This is a genomic window from Pantoea sp. SS70 (genome assembly GCF_029866845.1).
GTDB lineage: Bacteria > Pseudomonadota > Gammaproteobacteria > Enterobacterales > Enterobacteriaceae > Pantoea > Pantoea leporis.
In genome coordinates this window covers 2972873-2988996 of sequence record NZ_CP117199.1, presented here as the reverse complement: position 1 = coordinate 2988996, position 16124 = coordinate 2972873, and the positions used below count along the sequence as shown (strand labels likewise).

At 54.8% G+C, this 16124-nt stretch carries 9 protein-coding genes; 2 read left to right on the top strand and 7 right to left on the bottom strand.

Features of this window, described 5'->3' with window-relative positions; all coding sequences use genetic code 11:
* Positions 1 to 401: 401 nt before the first annotated feature.
* A complete protein-coding gene (locus PO881_RS13815; protein WP_277973940.1) occupies positions 402 to 1475 on the top strand; it encodes a DUF1176 domain-containing protein in 1074 nt (357 codons plus the stop codon).
* Positions 1476 to 1567: 92 nt separating this feature from the next.
* Here PO881_RS13815 and ampH read toward each other — a convergent pair whose 3' ends face one another.
* The 3 genes from ampH to tal form a co-directional block, all read right to left on the bottom strand.
* On the bottom strand, positions 1568 to 2737 hold the full coding sequence (gene ampH / locus PO881_RS13810) for a D-alanyl-D-alanine-carboxypeptidase/endopeptidase AmpH (RefSeq protein WP_192411415.1): 1170 nt from the start codon (positions 2735 to 2737) through the stop codon (positions 1568 to 1570).
* Between the two features lie 146 nt (positions 2738 to 2883).
* The gene (gene tkt, locus PO881_RS13805; protein WP_192411416.1) at positions 2884 to 4893 is read right to left on the bottom strand and encodes a transketolase; all 2010 of its coding nucleotides are present in this window, start codon (positions 4891 to 4893) and stop codon (positions 2884 to 2886) included.
* 69 nt (positions 4894 to 4962) lie between these two features.
* Entirely contained in the window at positions 4963 to 5913 is a 951-nt protein-coding gene (gene tal, locus PO881_RS13800) for a transaldolase (RefSeq protein ID WP_101763551.1), read from the bottom strand.
* Positions 5914 to 6254: 341 nt separating this feature from the next.
* Here tal and maeB point away from each other — a divergent pair, with 341 nt between their 5' ends.
* Entirely contained in the window at positions 6255 to 8534 is a 2280-nt protein-coding gene (gene maeB, locus PO881_RS13795; RefSeq protein ID WP_280171944.1) for an NADP-dependent oxaloacetate-decarboxylating malate dehydrogenase, read from the top strand.
* A gap of 31 nt (positions 8535 to 8565) precedes the next feature.
* On the opposite strand, the gene PO881_RS13790 is transcribed toward maeB, so the two are convergent.
* From PO881_RS13790 to vgrG, 4 genes are read right to left on the bottom strand one after another with little or no spacing between them, the layout of a single operon-like run.
* A complete protein-coding gene (locus tag PO881_RS13790; protein ID WP_280171943.1) occupies positions 8566 to 9636 on the bottom strand; it encodes a hypothetical protein in 1071 nt (356 codons plus the stop codon).
* A 24-nt stretch (positions 9637 to 9660) separates the two neighbouring features.
* Positions 9661 to 10842 (bottom strand): T6SS immunity protein Tli4 family protein, encoded by a 1182-nt coding sequence (locus PO881_RS13785; RefSeq protein WP_101763563.1) that lies wholly within the window; start codon positions 10840 to 10842, stop codon positions 9661 to 9663.
* On the bottom strand, positions 10839 to 13244 hold the full coding sequence (locus tag PO881_RS13780; RefSeq protein WP_280171942.1) for a phospholipase D-like domain-containing protein: 2406 nt from the start codon (positions 13242 to 13244) through the stop codon (positions 10839 to 10841). Before PO881_RS13780 ends, PO881_RS13785 begins: the two co-directional genes overlap by 4 nt.
* Before the next feature lies 1 nt (position 13245).
* Positions 13246 to 15951 carry a type VI secretion system tip protein VgrG gene (gene vgrG / locus PO881_RS13775; RefSeq protein ID WP_280171941.1) on the bottom strand — a complete coding sequence of 902 codons (2706 nt, stop codon included), beginning with the start codon at positions 15949 to 15951 and terminating at the stop codon, positions 13246 to 13248.
* Positions 15952 to 16124: the final 173 nt, after the last annotated feature.

The following is a 16124-nucleotide window of genomic DNA, read 5'->3' as shown; positions in this document are numbered from 1 at the left end:
GCTGATTAAAGTGATCTGGATCTGTCTTATATGTAAATGAGATGTCTGGTTATCAAAATTAAGTGATATGTCTCACATAAATAAGCCTAATGGCGCGAAATCCGCGTTCTACGCGCGTTGCAAATCCAAAACATGGATTTAACCTAACATGACCGCTTATGACCGTTTGTGTGTATTTGACCGTTTTGTGATGAGTTAACAAGAGTCCGACGAATCCGATTGAGCAGTAATCGGTCAAAACGGATGATGAGCGCTTGCCCCATCCAGTACCCGTTCGCCACAGGTGACGGCTTTTTCAGCGGTTAACCTCGCTTTTAGGGCCGGCTCACAGTTTAGGCCTGCTGACAGCGTTCCCGTTGCGCTATTATTTTCTTTCCAGGAATTTGGGGACCGATTTTTTGATGTCGTATTGGATGAAGTTACTGCTTTTATTGCCCTTTCTTTTTGTCGCGTGCGTTCAGGCTCAGCCACTGCAAAAGTCATTTTCTGACTGGCAACTGACCTGTAACAACGCGGCTTTTTGCGTGGCACGCAGTTTTCCCGGTGACAACGGCTTAGTGATGACGCTCTCACGTCATGCTGGCGTCAACGATCGTCCCTTGCTGCGTATTGATTACGGCAGCGCCTACAGCGGTGAGCTGCCGGGCGGCCCGCTCAAGGATAACCTGCTACTCGATCAACGCCGTCTCACACCAGACCTTAAACACTGGACGGTGGAACCGCATCATCTGGCGACCAGTAATGCTATCGCCATCGACGAGTTTCTGGCGCAGACGCTGGATGCGCAAAATCTGCAGCTGACCTATAAAGCCAACGCCACCATTCCGCTCAGCGGCATGAAGGCGGCATTACTGTTGATGGATGACGTGCAGGGCCGCGTCAACGGTGCCAGCGCCTGGGTGAAGCGTGGCGACCGCGTGCAGTGGGATGTGCCGCCGCAGCCAGCGTTACCGGCGTTACCTTCGCCATTACCGCCGCCGCCGCCGCTGACGCAGGAAGAGACCAGCGGTTTAATTGATTTTGGTACCTGGCGGGTGAATACCGATAACTGCTCGCTCGATCCACTGCGGCGTGAAGTGAGCGTGTCGCCGCTGACCGACAGCAAAGCGCTACTGCTGATCAGCTGCGAAACCGGTGCGTATAACGTGATCGATCTGGCCTTTGAAGTGACGCGCACGCAGCCTTATGTGTCGCGCGGGCTGAGCTTAACGCTGCCGTTTACGCCGCCGTCACGCGGGGATAATCAGCTGGAGTTGGTGAACGCGGAATTTGATGCCAGCCATGGATTGCTCTACACCTTCAGTAAAGGACGTGGTTTGGGGGATTGCGGCGTGGCAACGCGCTGGCAGTATGACGGCAATGAGTTTGTGCTGGCGGAGTATGCGGAAGAGAAGACCTGCGATGCGTGGCACAGCAGTGAGGATTGGCCAACACTCTGGGTCACTGAATCGCAAAATCCGGTGCAGTCGCGTTAATACCACGTGCAGCATTAAATCATTGCACATTCCGTAGCGGCGCGATTTATCGCGCAATGAATTGCGCCGCTACAGCCTGCACCACAACCCAGTTAGCGGATGGCTTGCACCGTCATCGGTGAACCCGACTGATTACCCACCAGCTCGGTCAGCATATTATTCACGCCATCACTCATCGGGGTGAAACGCGTTAACGGCGAGCGAGTCACCACCACAAACACGCCGACGTTGTGCTGCGGCACCATCGCCATATAGGTAATGAAGCCGCCGCCGCCACCGGTTTTCTGAATAATCCCCGGACGACCTTCCTTCGGCCCCATATAGACCCAACCCATGCCCAGCGCATCGGCGCGGCCCGGCACATCCATGCCTTCCACTTTGGTTAGCTGGTCACGACGATAAATCAGCGTTTGCAGGCGATCAATTTGCGGCGTGCGGTGATTCACCGCCGAGTTAAGGAACTGCTGCATCCAGCGGCCCATATCGTCTGGCGTTGAGTAAACGCCGCCGCTACCGATGGCCGCCAGCGTGTTGTTACACGGACTGGCACCTTTCTCAGCAATCATCAGACGCTGACACTGATCCGGTGACGGCGTAAAGGTGGTGTCTTTCATGCCCAGCGGACGCGTTATCAACTGCTGGAACAGTGCTGGATAGGGCATGCCCGCCGCTTTGGCGAGCGCATCGCTCAGCAGATCAAAGCCCAGGTTGGAATAGGCGGCATTGGTGCCTGGCGCGGCCTTTAATGCCGCTCCGCTCAGCCACTGCCAGCGATCGGACTTGGTCGGCCAGACAAACACCGGACGATGCGGTTTACCGCCAGGCTGTTCGCGCGGCAGGCCGCTGGTGTGGGTGGAGAGGTCAATCAGGCGAATCGGCTGGCCGTTATAGCTTGGCACGCGCGCGCCAGGCGGCGCGTATTTGCTCAGCGGATCGTCAAGACGCAGTTGACCGCGTTCGGCCATCTTCACCATCACTTCGCTGGTCATCAGCTTGCTGAGCGAGGCAATACGAATCACCGAATCGGGCTGCGGACGCACGTTGTTGCCGGGGCGCGTATCACCAAAGCTGGCGAAAACCCGCTGATTGCCATCAATCGCCACCAGCGCCATGCCGGTTGCGCCGCTGCCATAGAAAATGTGCTCGGCGTAGCGATCAACAATTTGCGATGCCAACAGCGGATCGGGCGACGACTGCGCCATGCTTTTTAATGGAAGCACTGTAACCATTAAGGCCAGTAAAAAAGGAGTACGTTTTTTCAACGGGAAAGCGTCCGCTATAAGAATCGGAGGAAAGCTTATAGTAATCAGTTTGCGCGAGGCGTGAAGGGGGCAGGGCGGATTTTTTTCTGTTTCAGGCTGTGATCAAAAAATGGCCCTTACGCCAAAAAGACGCAGGGCCAGATCGATTAGTGCGGCTTGAGTAAAGCTTCAGTATGGCTGACGATGTTCTCGACGGTGAAACCGAATTCCGGGAACAGTTTGCCGGCGGGGGCTGACTCACCAAAGGTGGTCATACCGACAATCGCGCCATCCAGACCAACATACTTGTACCAGTAATCAGCAATGCCGGCTTCGACTGCCACACGCGCTTTCACGCCGGATGGCAGCACCGATTCGCGATACGCGACGTCCTGCTTATCAAACACGTCGGTGCTCGGCAGCGAAACCACGCGAATCTTGTGGCCAGCAGCGGTGAGTTTATCCGCCGCGCCCAGCGCGATTTCAATCTCCGAACCGGTGGCGATGATGATCGCATCCGGCGTGCCGTTGCTGTCCTGCAGCACATAGCCACCGCGTGCAATATTCGCCACCTGCTCTTTGCTACGCTCTGGCTGCAGCAGGTTCTGACGCGACAGGATCAGCGCGGTTGGCCCATGATGGCGCTCAACGGCGGCTTGCCACGCCACGGCAGTTTCCACCTGATCGCACGGACGCCACACACTCATGTTTGGCGTAACGCGCAGGCTGGCAATCTGCTCAACTGGCTGGTGTGTCGGACCATCTTCGCCGAGGCCGATGGAGTCATGCGTATAGACCAGCACCTGACGCGCCTTCATCAGCGCCGCCATGCGCACCGCATTACGCGCGTACTCGACGAACATCAGGAAGGTAGCGGTGTATGGCACGAAGCCGCCGTGATGCGCGATGCCGTTGCCGATCGCCGTCATACCAAATTCACGTACGCCGTAGTGAATGTAGTTACCGGCACTATCCTCTTTGATCGATTTTGAGCCCGACCAGATGGTGAGGTTACTGGGTGCCAGATCCGCTGAGCCGCCGAGGAATTCTGGCAGCAGCTTGCCAAACACTTCCAGCGTATTTTGTGAGGCTTTACGGCTGGCGATTTTCTGTGGATTAGCCTGCAGCTCTTCAACAAACTTCTGCACTTCGCTACTCCAGTTAGCCGGCATTTCACCGCTCAGACGACGGGTAAACTCCTGCGCCAACTCGGGGTGTGCCTCTTTATAAGCGGCAAACTTATCATCCCAGGATTTCTCGCGCTGCGCGCCCGCTTCTTTGGCATCCCACTGCTGATAAATCTCTTTCGGGATTTCAAACGGCGGATAGTGCCAGCCCAGTTTCTGCCGCGTCAACGCCACTTCTTCTTCGCCCAGCGCCGCGCCGTGCGACTCCTCTTTACCGGCTTTGTTCGGCGAGCCGAAACCGATAGTGGTGCGACAGATAATCAGTGACGGCTTATCGGTGACGCTTTGCGCCTCTTTAATCGCCGCAGCGATCGCTGCCGAATCGTGGCCGTCGATACCTTCTGCGCTACCCACGACGTGCCAGTTGTAGGCTTCGAAACGTTTGTGCGTGTCGTCGGTGAACCAGCCTTCGGTTTCACCATCGATGGAGATGCCGTTGTGATCGTAGAAGCCAATCAGTTTGCCGAGGCCGAGCGTACCGGCCAGCGAGCTCACTTCGTGCGAGATGCCTTCCATCAAACAACCATCGCCCATAAACACGTAGGTGTGGTGATCGACGATGTCGTGGCCGGGACGGTTAAACTGCGCCGCCAGCGTGCGTTCGGCAATCGCTAAACCTACCGCGTTGGCCAGGCCCTGGCCGAGCGGACCGGTGGTGGTTTCCACGCCAGGCGTGTAGCCGAGTTCAGGGTGTCCCGGCGTTTTTGAGTGCAGCTGACGGAAGTTTTTCAACTCTTCCATCGGCAGGTCGTAGCCGGTGAGATGCAGCAGGCTGTAGAGCAGCATCGAGCCGTGACCGTTGGAAAGAATAAAGCGGTCACGATCGGCCCACGCCGGATTGTTGGGATTGTGTTTCAACACATCGCGCCATAACACTTCGGCGATATCTGCCATGCCCATCGGCATACCTGGGTGCCCGGAATTTGCTTTTTGTACCGCATCCATGCTGAGTGCACGAATTGCGTTAGCCAACTCTCTGCGTGAAGACATAAGGTTCTCCCTTGTGATTTGGCGATAGCGGATGAGCCAATGCCCATCCGCCATAAGAGTGAGTGCGGATTACAGACGAGAAGAGAGCACGTCTTCCAGCTTCTGCTGGTCAACGGCGAACTGACGGATGCCGTCTGACAGTTTTTCTACCGCCATCGGATCCTGATTGTGTTCCCAGCGGAATTCCGCTTCTGAAAGTGAAGCCGGCTGATGGAAACCTTCGGTTGATGGCTCCAGCTTACGCTCCAGCGGCGCGTCGCTGTTGGCCAGCTCTTCCAGCAGGTTAGGGGAAATGGTCAAACGGTCACAGCCGGCCAGCGCCTGAATCTGTTCCACTTTACGGAAGCTGGCGCCCATGATGACGGTGCTGTAACGGTGCTTCTTGTAGTAATCGTAGATACGGCGCACAGATTTCACGCCCGGATCCTCATCGACTACATACGGATCCATCGGTTTGCGGGTGTTGTACCAGTCGTAAATACGGCCAACAAATGGCGAAATCAGGAACACACCAGCTTCGGCACAGGCTCGCGCCTGAGCGAAGGAGAACAGCAGCGTCAGGTTGCACTGAATGCCGTTTTTCTCCAGCTCTTCAGCGGCTTTGATGCCTTCCCAGGTTGACGCCAGTTTGATCAGAATGCGTGAGCGGTCGATGCCGTGCTCTTCGTACAGACGCACCAGCTTCTCAGCTTTGGTGACACACATGCCACGATCGAAGGAGAGGCGCGCATCCACTTCGGTCGAAACACGGCCCGGTATGCTTTTCAGAATTTCCATACCGAGGTTGATCGCCACTTTGTCGCTGGCGTTGATGATTTGCGTCTCTTTGCTGCCGCCCTGTTTTTTCGCGTAGTCGATGGCGTCATCAATCAGATGTTTATAACCCTCAAGACCGGCGGCTTTCAGAATCAATGAGGGGTTGGTGGTCGCGTCTTCTGGATTGTAATGGCGAATGGATTCGATATCGCCGCTGTCCGCCACCACGGTGGTGTATTGTTTCAATGCATCTAGCTGGTTCATCACTTAACTCCTTGATTAGCAATAATGTGGGCAAAGGTGTTGCACCCATTCCTGTTAAGTATTGGTCCAACACAGTGCTACAGACGTTACACGAAGAAAATGCGTTTTCTCTGATTGTGGCGTCGTGGCGCTTAAGAGGTGCGATAGTGAAAGGAGGACTGGCCTAAACGGTTCAGCTACGCTTTTTGCCATCAATAAGGATAGCAGGCTGTGCCGATCCCGCAGGCGAAGCGGTGGCAATCCGTGCCTTTCAGTCTGTGCGTTCTTTGAGCGCCTTCACCCTCTTTTGTGCCGCACATTCCTATACTGAATGCCTATTTAGCGATGCCAAAGGATGCCCAATGGACGATCAACTCAAGCAAAGCGCGCTCGATTTTCATCAATTTCCCACGCCCGGAAAAATTCAGGTTTCACCCACCAAACCGTTAGCCACGCAGCGCGATCTGGCGCTGGCCTATTCGCCCGGCGTCGCTGCGCCTTGTCTGGAAATTGCCGCCGATCCGCTGGCGGCGCGCAAATACACCGCGCGTGGCAATCTGGTGGCGGTGATCTCCAACGGCACCGCGGTGCTGGGGCTGGGTAACATTGGCGCACTGGCGAGTAAGCCGGTGATGGAAGGCAAGGGCGTGCTGTTCAAAAAGTTCGCCGGCATTGACGTGTTTGATATCGAAATCGATGAGCGCGATCCCGATAAGTTGATTGAGGTGATTGCCGCGCTGGAACCCACTTTTGGTGGCATCAATCTGGAAGATATCAAAGCGCCCGAGTGTTTCTATATTGAGCAACAGCTGCGTGAGCGCATGCAGATCCCAGTATTCCACGACGATCAGCACGGCACGGCGATCATCTGTACGGCGGCGGTGCTCAACGGCTTAACCATCGTTAAAAAAGCCATCAGCGAGGTGCGGCTGGTGGTTTCCGGCGCAGGTGCCTCGGCGATTGCCTGCCTGAATCTGCTGGTGGCGCTCGGCATGCAGCAGCACAACATTGTGGTGTGCGATTCCAAAGGGGTGATCTATCGCGATCGCGAGCCGAATATGACGCCGACCAAAGCGGCCTATGCGGTGGCCGACAGCGGCGCACGCACGCTGGACGAGGTGATTGGCGGCGCGGATATTTTCCTTGGCTGTTCCGGCCCCAAAGCGCTGACGCCGGAGATGGTGCAGAAGATGGCGCAGGATCCGCTGATTCTGGCGCTGGCCAATCCCGAGCCGGAAATCATGCCGCCGCTGGCCAAACAGGTGCGGCCCGACGCGATTATCTGCACCGGGCGCTCTGATTTCCCCAATCAGGTGAACAACGTGTTGTGCTTCCCGTTTATCTTCCGTGGCGCGCTGGATGTGGGTGCCACGGCGATTAATGAGGAGATGAAGCTGGCGGCGGTGCACGCGATTGCGGCGCTGGCACAGGCGGAACAGAGCGATGTGGTGGCGTCGGCGTATGACGATCAGGATCTGAGTTTCGGCCCGGAATACTTGATCCCCAAACCGTTTGATCCGCGTTTAATCGTGCAGATTGCGCCCGCGGTGGCGAAAGCGGCGATGGAATCGGGTGTCGCCACGCGACCGATTGAGGATTTTGATGCTTATCGTGAGCAGCTCACCGAGTTCGTCTATAAAACCAACCTGTTTATGAGGCCGATCTTTTCGCAGGCGCGTAGAGATCCCAAACGCGTGGTGCTGGCAGAAGGCGAAGAGGTGCGCGTGCTGCATGCCACGCAGGAGCTGGTGACGTTAGGGCTGGCGAAGCCGATCCTGATTGGCCGGCCGAATGTCATCGCTATGCGTCTGCAAAAGCAGGGTTTGAAGATCGAGGCGGGCAAAGATTTTGAGATCGTCAATAACGAGTCCGATCCACGTTTCAAAGAGTACTGGAATGAGTATTACCAGATCATGAAACGGCGCGGCGTGACGCCGGAAACTGCCCAGCGCGCGGTGATCGGCAATCCCACGCTGATTGGCGCGATCATGGTGCATCGCGGTGAAGCCGATGCGCTGATCTGCGGCACCATCGGCGATTATCAGGAACATTATGATGTGGTGGAGAAAGTGTTTGGGCTGCGAGAGGACGTGAAGGTGGCGGGCGCGATGAATGCGCTGCTATTGCCGAGCGGCAATACCTTTATAGCTGACACCTACGTTAATGAAGATCCCAGCGCAGAACAGCTGGCGGATATCACGCTGCTGGCGGCGGAAACGGTGCGACGCTTCGGCATTGAACCGCGCGTGGCGCTGCTGTCGCACTCCAGCTTTGGCACCTCAAATGCGCCGGGCGCGCGCAAAATGCGCGACGTACTCGCGTTGATTCAGCAACGCGCCCCGGATCTGGAGATTGACGGCGAAATGCACGGTGATGCGGCGCTGGTCGAGAGCATTCGCCGTGAACTGATGCCGGACAGCCCGCTGAAAGGCACCGCGAATTTGCTGATTATGCCGAACGTCGAAGCGGCGCGTATCAGCTATAACCTGCTGCGCGTCTCCTGCTCCGAAGGTGTCACGGTGGGACCGGTGTTGATGGGGATCAGCAAGCCGGTGCATGTGTTGACGCGTATCGCCTCGGTGCGGCGCATCGTGAATATGGTGGCGTTAGCGGTGGTGGAGGCGCAGACCGAACCGTTGTAGCAAACGAGGTTTGTCTAAGTAGCCCGGAGCGCTAATCAATTGTGCTCCGGGCATGAAAACTTTTAACGCCCTTTTGTAACTGCCGCGTCAGGTGAATCTGCGCCACGATGGAGGGATCGTTCAGCCGGCCTTCCGGATAGACCGGTAGCATAATGTAGACGTGAAACGGCATCGGATTGAACGAGATAATGTGGCCCTTTATTTTGTTGGCTAACCACTCAGCCACCTGATTTTCGGGTGCGGGCTTGTCCGGAAATCTGCGCGTTATAAAAGCTCCGGCAGAGGGTGTTATGCTTTTTGCCACCGGACTTAGCGCCTTCGGTCCCTTTATCGAAGACTCGCCAAACGCCGAAACGAAAAACGGGTTCTCGATATAAATATAGTGGTCGGCCTTGTCGATCAGCAGCTTCATCGCGTCCATCACGTCATGCTGCGTTTTGCTCGCCGGCGGCTTCCCGCGCAGCGGCCGTTTTTGCTCGCTCCGACACATCTCCTGCGATGCGCTGCGTAATACCTGAACGTGGCAGGAGCCGACTCTCTCAGGACGCGTCGCCGGGATGTGCAGTTCTGGCGTCTGTGTCAGCAGTGACGATTTGGGATAGTGCGGTGGATAGCTGTTCCAGCGCAGAACAAAGTTGGCTATCAGGTCATACACAGCTGGGCCTTCAATCGCCTCCTGATAATCCTGCCACGGCATGCGCGGCTGGATTTTTGCGTCCAGATAGGTGCTTTCTTTAGCCTTGCCCGGCGACTGGCTTTCACGCCGCGTCAGTACTGCGTCAATAATGCGCGTCACGCTAACGGCCTCGCGCTTTTTCGCCTGTTCGCGTGCACTGGGATCGCGATCTAATCGCGGATCTGCATGTGGCGTCGCGTACTCTTCCATCGGGTTATAGCCCCGGCCCGCAGCCATCACGGGGACACAGGGATTGTACATGTTCATCCCCTTACGGCCTGCCGCATCAGCCTGCATGCCATAGTTGTCATCGTATCGACCGTAGGCAAGGTCGATGCCGCCGACAAACGCCAGTCGTTCATCAACAATGACGCATTTCTGATGATGAGAGAAAAACTTGCCGGATTTTGAGCCGGCGCGCCGCACTTGCTGTTGGCGGAAAATAATCTATTAGCGCTTTTTAATTGACGCAACGATATGTTCTGCCATTTTCTCCAGTTCTTGGTGATCGAATGGAGGATTGACTGTAGCCTGAGTACCCTTACGCATTATGAAAAACATAATGGTTGGTTCATCCGGGGTTTTGCCTTTGACGTAAGCAACGTAGCCATAATCGACAGATTTATCGTAACGGGTGAATTTTGCAAAAGCGGCTACGGCTTTGCGACCATCAATTTTTGGATAGCTAAAGCCTTTCCCATAAAGCTTTATATTCCGGAATTTTGCCCCATAAATACGGTTCCAGAACTCAGTAACATATTCTTTCTCATTCATATCAAATTTTGGCCGATTATTACCTGGGCCAGGATCTGATGTCAGAGTTTGAAAGAGGATCGTCACATCAGGATGATCTTTTAACCGGTAGGTAACAGCCATGTTGTGTGATTCATGACCGGAATCATTAGCTATGAATCCGTAAGGAATGCAAAAGCCTTGTTTATTTGGAACTTCATACAACTCACGTGGGCTAAAACGGCTTAGCAGAGATTTGACTTCTGGCTCTTTTTTATGCCACTGGTTTTCTGCGGTTTGTGATTTATCATCAAGATAATCATCTTTTTTTGACCAGAACTTATATAGACGATGTCCGCTGCTAATATTAAGTGTGTATCCTCTAAGTTCATATGTTGAAAATGCATTGTTATAATCTTTTATTAAAAAACCATAAACTCTGTTAGACTCCATTTCTGAAGGAAGGGGTTCATCAAATAATTCAGAGTCGCGCTTTTCTAATTGCCGCCCTGATGCAGCTATGAATTCGTAATCACTTATAGTATTTTTTTTATATTCCAATAAGTTAATGACGCTTGGATTTTTTGATGAAATGCCGACCTTAAATTTTTCATAATAAAACTCTGAGAAATCAGCCTGAAATCTATTCAGATTGCTTTCTCGGGATTTTGTTCCAAATGTGATCTCCGGCTTCTTGGTTCTTTGTATTAAGATGCCATAATCACTGCGTGGTTCTTTAGCCGGCGAAATTAAGCTATTGATTGGGTACACTGCAACCTCCAATTCTGAGGGCAGATTCATCTGATAGTAACCCACACACTCATCGTTCCATTTCTGTCCCATCGAGTATTTAGATATTAATATAGACGAAAATAAAAAAAAGATATTAATCTTCTTCATGTAATAACTCTTTTGTTATCAGTCGAATTTATTGATAGCTGCAAATCACTAGTTTTCTGGTCGTTTCTAGCGATTAGTCGCATATTGAATGGAATAAGGTTATTCTCTCCCGAGGTCCACTCCGCTGGCAATAGAGTGAAATATCCATCGATTTCATTTAGTCGATTTTTTTTTGAGAATTTATTCATGTTGTACTCAAACCAAAACCTCTCTGAAAAGGGCATTTTTTCTCTATCAGATGGTTGGTTTGTTTTATTCACCGCGAGTGTAGGCCAGATTGAAGATGCCAATACATCTCTATTAAGTTTCGGCCTTTCGCCTTCATAATATTCATCATCTCTAGAAATTTGTAATTTAAATATATCTCGAGGTGTGAAGTTGAAAACAGTTTCGTATGCTATAGCATTTTTCTTGGCTATACTCTGAATCTTCTCCCAGCTCGCTTGCAGTGCTGGTTTATCCAGTGCTTCTTCACATTCAGCCGCTGCGCTGCCCATCCATTTACGCCAGGCTTTTTGGCGCAGGTCTCTGGCAAACGTGCGGCATGGCTCTGGCGTGCCGCTGCCGTCAAGGTCATGAACGCTGTGATCCATATCGGCTATTGTCACTGCCAGCTCAGAATCGCCATCGCCCAGCAGGCTGCGGTCGTTGATGTTGGCGCTGCCCACCAGCACCCAGCGATCGTCAACGATCATTAGCTTGCTGTGCACGTAAATCTGCTCGGTCACAGGCTGGCCGTTCAGCTCATCGTGGTCGCGCATATTCAGCAGCGTAACGAACTCATAGCAAGCCTCAATATCGATATCCAGATAACCTTCGCCGCACGCTTCTTCAAGTTTAGGTATCTGCCGATGCCACTCTTTTCGTGGCACCTGCATTTCTTCCAGTTGCTGCTTCACCCACAGGGTGCGGCGGATGCGGTTTATCAGGCTGTGCGAGCCAAACACCAGCGACTGCCGCGTCAGGTGGATCTGCGCCACGATGGTGGGATCGTCCAGCCGACCTTCCGGATAGACCGGGAGCATGATGTAGACGTGGAACGGCATCGGATTGAACGAGATAATGTGGCCCTTTATTTTGTTGGCTAACCACTCAGCCACCTGATTTTCGGGCGCGGGCTTGTCCGGAAATCTGCGCGTGACAAACGCGCTGGCCGAGGGGTTAATACTGCTTGCCACCGGACTTAACTTTTCACTGCCTTCTACTGATGAGACGCCAAACGCCGAAACGAAAAACTGGTTCTCGATATAAATATAGTGGTCGGCCTTGTCGATCAGCAGCTTCATCGCGTCCATTACGTCATGCTGCGTTTTGCTCTCCGGCGGCTGCCCGCGCAGCGGCCGTTTCTGCTCGCTCCGACACATCTCCTGCGATGCGCTGCGTAATACCTGAACGTGGCAGGAGCCGACTCTCTCAGGTCGCGTCGCCGGGATGTGCAGTTCTGGAGTCTGTGTCAGCAGTAACGATTTGGGATAGTGCGGTGGATAGCTGTTCCAGCGCAGAACAAAGTTGGCTATCAGGTCATACACAGCTGGGCCTTCAATCTCCACCTGATAATCCTGCCACGGCATGCGCGGCTGGATTTTTGCGTCCAGATAGGTGCTTTCTTTAGCCTTGCCCGGCGACTGACTTTCACGCCGCGTCAGTACCGCGTCAATAATGCGCGTCACGCTAACGGCCTCGCGCTTTTTAGCCTGTTCGCGTGCATTGGGATCGCGATCTAATCGCGGATCCGCATGTGGCGTCGCGTACTCTTCCATCGGGTTATAGCCCCGGCCTGCAGCCATCACGGGGACACAGGGATTGTACATGTTCATCCCCTTACGGCCTGCTGTATCAGCCTGCATGCCATAGTTGTCATCGTAACGACCGTAGGCAAGGTCGATGCCGCCGACAAACGCCAGTCGTTCATCAACAATGACGCATTTCTGATGATGAGAGAAAAACTTGCCGGATTTTGAACCGGCGCGCAGCACGTGAAATGCCCGACGTCCGACATGACTGTTAAGAGCAGCAAAAACGCGTTCGGTGGCGGCCGAGTAAGTTTCCATTGGGTAGGGATCTTTCCAGGGCATGATGTACACCTTGAGCGACGGTGCGGCCATCACCGCCGCCAGTAGTGAATCGACCAGCCTCACACCGTCAGCCAACTGGGCATCCCAGTTGACTTGCCAGCCAGTGATGTAAATGGTTTTCTGCGCCTGTGTAAAAGCTTCCAGCAGCGCAGCAAAATACTCTTTGCCGCCGAGGTGCGCTTTCACACGATTGCCAGCTGTGAACTGTGCAAAACCATTGTGCACCCAGTGATTCATCGTTGCCGTAGCGATGTGGCTGGTATCCTTGTCTTCATCGAAGTAGACCGCACAGCTGTGCGGATAATCGTTACAACTGTCGCCTGACATGTTATTTCTCCTCCTTGAGGTCCGGCTGTGAAGCCTCTGTTTGCTGTTCCTTGCGAATGCATTGCGTGAACGCCGAGAAGGGAACATCGCTGCCGCTAGCCCGGTTAAACGCGCGGTGATAACCCAGTGCATCCAGTGCGCAGGCCTCTTTCACCGCCTCGTCTGCCGTAGATGGGATGATGCTTAGCCGTACGCGCAGCACGCGCTGTCCACTCACTAGCCATAACCGATCTGCATGTTGTTTCGCCAATTCAGCCAGATGCGTTTGTTGCTCCGCGGATAGCAAACGGCCCTGAGAGTCGGACTCTCCACGCATAACAATTTCATCGGTGCTCATCGCCTCACTTTTAGACTGCGCGATGACAATTTGCCAACCACGCTGAGCATGGGCATGACCAGCCGAACCCGGTGCATCGCCCAAATAAATTAACGGGTTAAGCGCGCGGCGACCTGCTTGTTCTGCAAACCGGTCTGCCAACGGCATCACCGGCATTTCGACCGGCATTTCCCGCGCCACCGCCTTATGCGTCCGCATAGTCTTGCGCAGATACTTCGCTTCAGTGCCGTACTCAATCCGCCCGGCTTCCAGCTTAAGGTAGCTGCCGCCACCGATCAGCACGATGCGCTTTTTACCCCCGAACATAATGTCCTGCTCGGCGCTCATGCTGAGCTTCTTCGCGGCGGTAATTTTCATCGCCGCGTTCTGCGCTTCAACTTTCACCGGACCCTGACCGGCAATCAGGCTCAGCTTCTCTTTGTGCGCAAACATCCCGACCTTTTCGCCCGCCATCAGGTTGACGTTGCCCATTGCACCGGCGCTGATGTCGCCGCCCGCATTGAGGTGGATGTTCTCCGCCGCCGCCATCTGCAGATGCTCGCCGCTGCTGAACGCCACGCCTTCGGGTGCGGAGAAGTGAATCAGCTCGTTCAGCGGCTGCAGGCGTTTGCTGAACATCTCGCGCTGCACGTTGATATCGACAATCAGCGCGTCAACCTGCTCCTGCACCAGCTTAAGCTGCTCGATTTGCTTGATCGCAATCTCGATTTCGCGCAGCGTGGTCGCCATATCCAGCACCTCGCCCACGCCTTTAGTCTGGCCGTCGGCGGTGACGAATAAACCTTTCGCCACGCGTATCACGCCGTGCTCATCGGTGTGCAGTTCAAAGCCGCTGCCGCGCGGTTTGTCCTGCCTGTCGGTGATGTGGCCCTGATTAAGCTGGGTTTTGCCGTATTCGGTGGAGAGCGCGACATGCTCCTCGCCGCGCTTGTCTTCCATGCGCAGTTCGTTGTTCGCAGGCGTGCGCAGGATATTCTGGCTGCGGTTATCGCGGCTGACGACGTCGGGATGTTCGGAATCGTGAAAGGCGTGCGCGATGTACGGGCGGTCCGGGTCGCCGCCGTCAAAGGCGATTCCCACTTCGGTGCCCTGAATCAGCGGCGCGTGAAAACCGTAATCTCTGCCGGCGTAGGGTTTTGCCAGCCGCACCCACAGGTAGCTGTAGCCGGATTCGCTGAACAGGCGGTCCACGTCGAGCTTCACCCGGTAGCGTCCGTGCTCGTCGAGATGTGCGTAGATATCATCAGCGTTGCGGCTTTCAATCCGCGCCGGATGCGTGCCGACAATCTCCGGACGTGGCAACGTAGCGGGGCGGAAGCAGAAGTGTTCGCTGTACGGCATGCCCCAGACGGAAACGTGCAGGCGCGAATCGCGCGAAGCGATGAAGGTCACCAGCGTCATCACCACGCCGTTTTGCAGCGCGCGGATGACGTTGCCCTGCGGCTCCAGCACCGCGCCCGGCGTCAGGTGCGAGGCGTTGCTAAACAGGTGCACGTAGTCGGCACGCTTCAGCTCGCGCTCGTGGGCAATGCGCGCGTAAAACCGCCCGGACTCGGTTTCGTCCTCTTCACCGGCATTCAGATATGGGCCGATATAGCGATAGTGCTCGCCAGTGGTAGTGGCACCGCTGCTGACAGCCGCATCAGCGTCGCCGGGCTCGCCCGCCTGACGATAGTTGTAGTCGCGCACGCGCACGCTGCCGGTGACCACGTTATGCCAGGTGCGCACGCCCCACACCGACTCACGTGCGCCGTCGTGCAGGCCCGAAAGCTCGGCGTACGGCAGCGCCACGTCAAACTGATAGCCCTGCTGCGTATCGGCGAAAATCAGCGTTTCCTGTTCGGTAACCGCGTTCATCCCGGAACGGAACCAGATGCCGACCTCCGCCAGAATGCGCTGCAGGAACTGCAAATCACTCTCCTGCCACTGGGTAATCAGCTCGCGCGCCGGGTATTCACGCGTCAGGCGGAAATCAAAATCCGGCCCTTCAAAACCGTGCTGGCGCAGCAGCTGCTCCGCCAGCTCCGGCGCGCTGAGGTTCTGGAATATCCGGCTCTCGCAGGTTAGCTTCATCAGCGCAAGGCGCGATTCAAGAAAGATGCGATAGTGCGTCTGATCGGCGCTCTGGCCCAGGCACTCCATGCGGGTGATGACGCCGTGTACCACCTTGCCGCTGCGCATCCTCAGGCTGGCGAATTTGTTCAGCAGCTCGTCTTTAACCGGCGAATCGGTGGTGAACTCAATATCCCAGCGGAACGGCTCACTCAGCGCTTCGCGACCGCGAAAGCGCAGCACGTCGGGGCGCACTGACGTGTTGTTGATTGTGAGGGTGTAAAGCGAGAGTGAAGCAGTAGCAGTGAAATCCTTCAACGTGGCACCTTCCTGGTTCCGTTTAGCCGTCAGATGACGGTTAATCCACAAATTGAGAAGGGTGATTCTGTGGTAAATAATCAGGATGGGCAACTACTTTATTGTGTCTTTTGTGCGCAATGAGTAGATGTAATAAGTTGATTCGATAAGAAGTATGGGATTTAACAGCGCGA

Excerpts from the sequence above, each read along its gene's own strand:
- PO881_RS13815 (WP_277973940.1), top strand. The coding sequence starts at position 402 with ATGTCGTATTGGATGAAGTTACTGCTTTTATTGCCCTTTCTTTTTGTC.
- tkt (WP_192411416.1), bottom strand. The coding sequence starts at position 4,893 with ATGTCTTCACGCAGAGAGTTGGCTAACGCAATTCGTGCACTCAGCATG.
- tal (WP_101763551.1), bottom strand. The coding sequence starts at position 5,913 with ATGAACCAGCTAGATGCATTGAAACAATACACCACCGTGGTGGCGGAC.
- maeB (WP_280171944.1), top strand. The coding sequence starts at position 6,255 with ATGGACGATCAACTCAAGCAAAGCGCGCTCGATTTTCATCAATTTCCC.
- PO881_RS13785 (WP_101763563.1), bottom strand. The coding sequence starts at position 10,842 with ATGAAGAAGATTAATATCTTTTTTTTATTTTCGTCTATATTAATATCT.
- PO881_RS13780 (WP_280171942.1), bottom strand. The coding sequence starts at position 13,244 with ATGTCAGGCGACAGTTGTAACGATTATCCGCACAGCTGTGCGGTCTAC.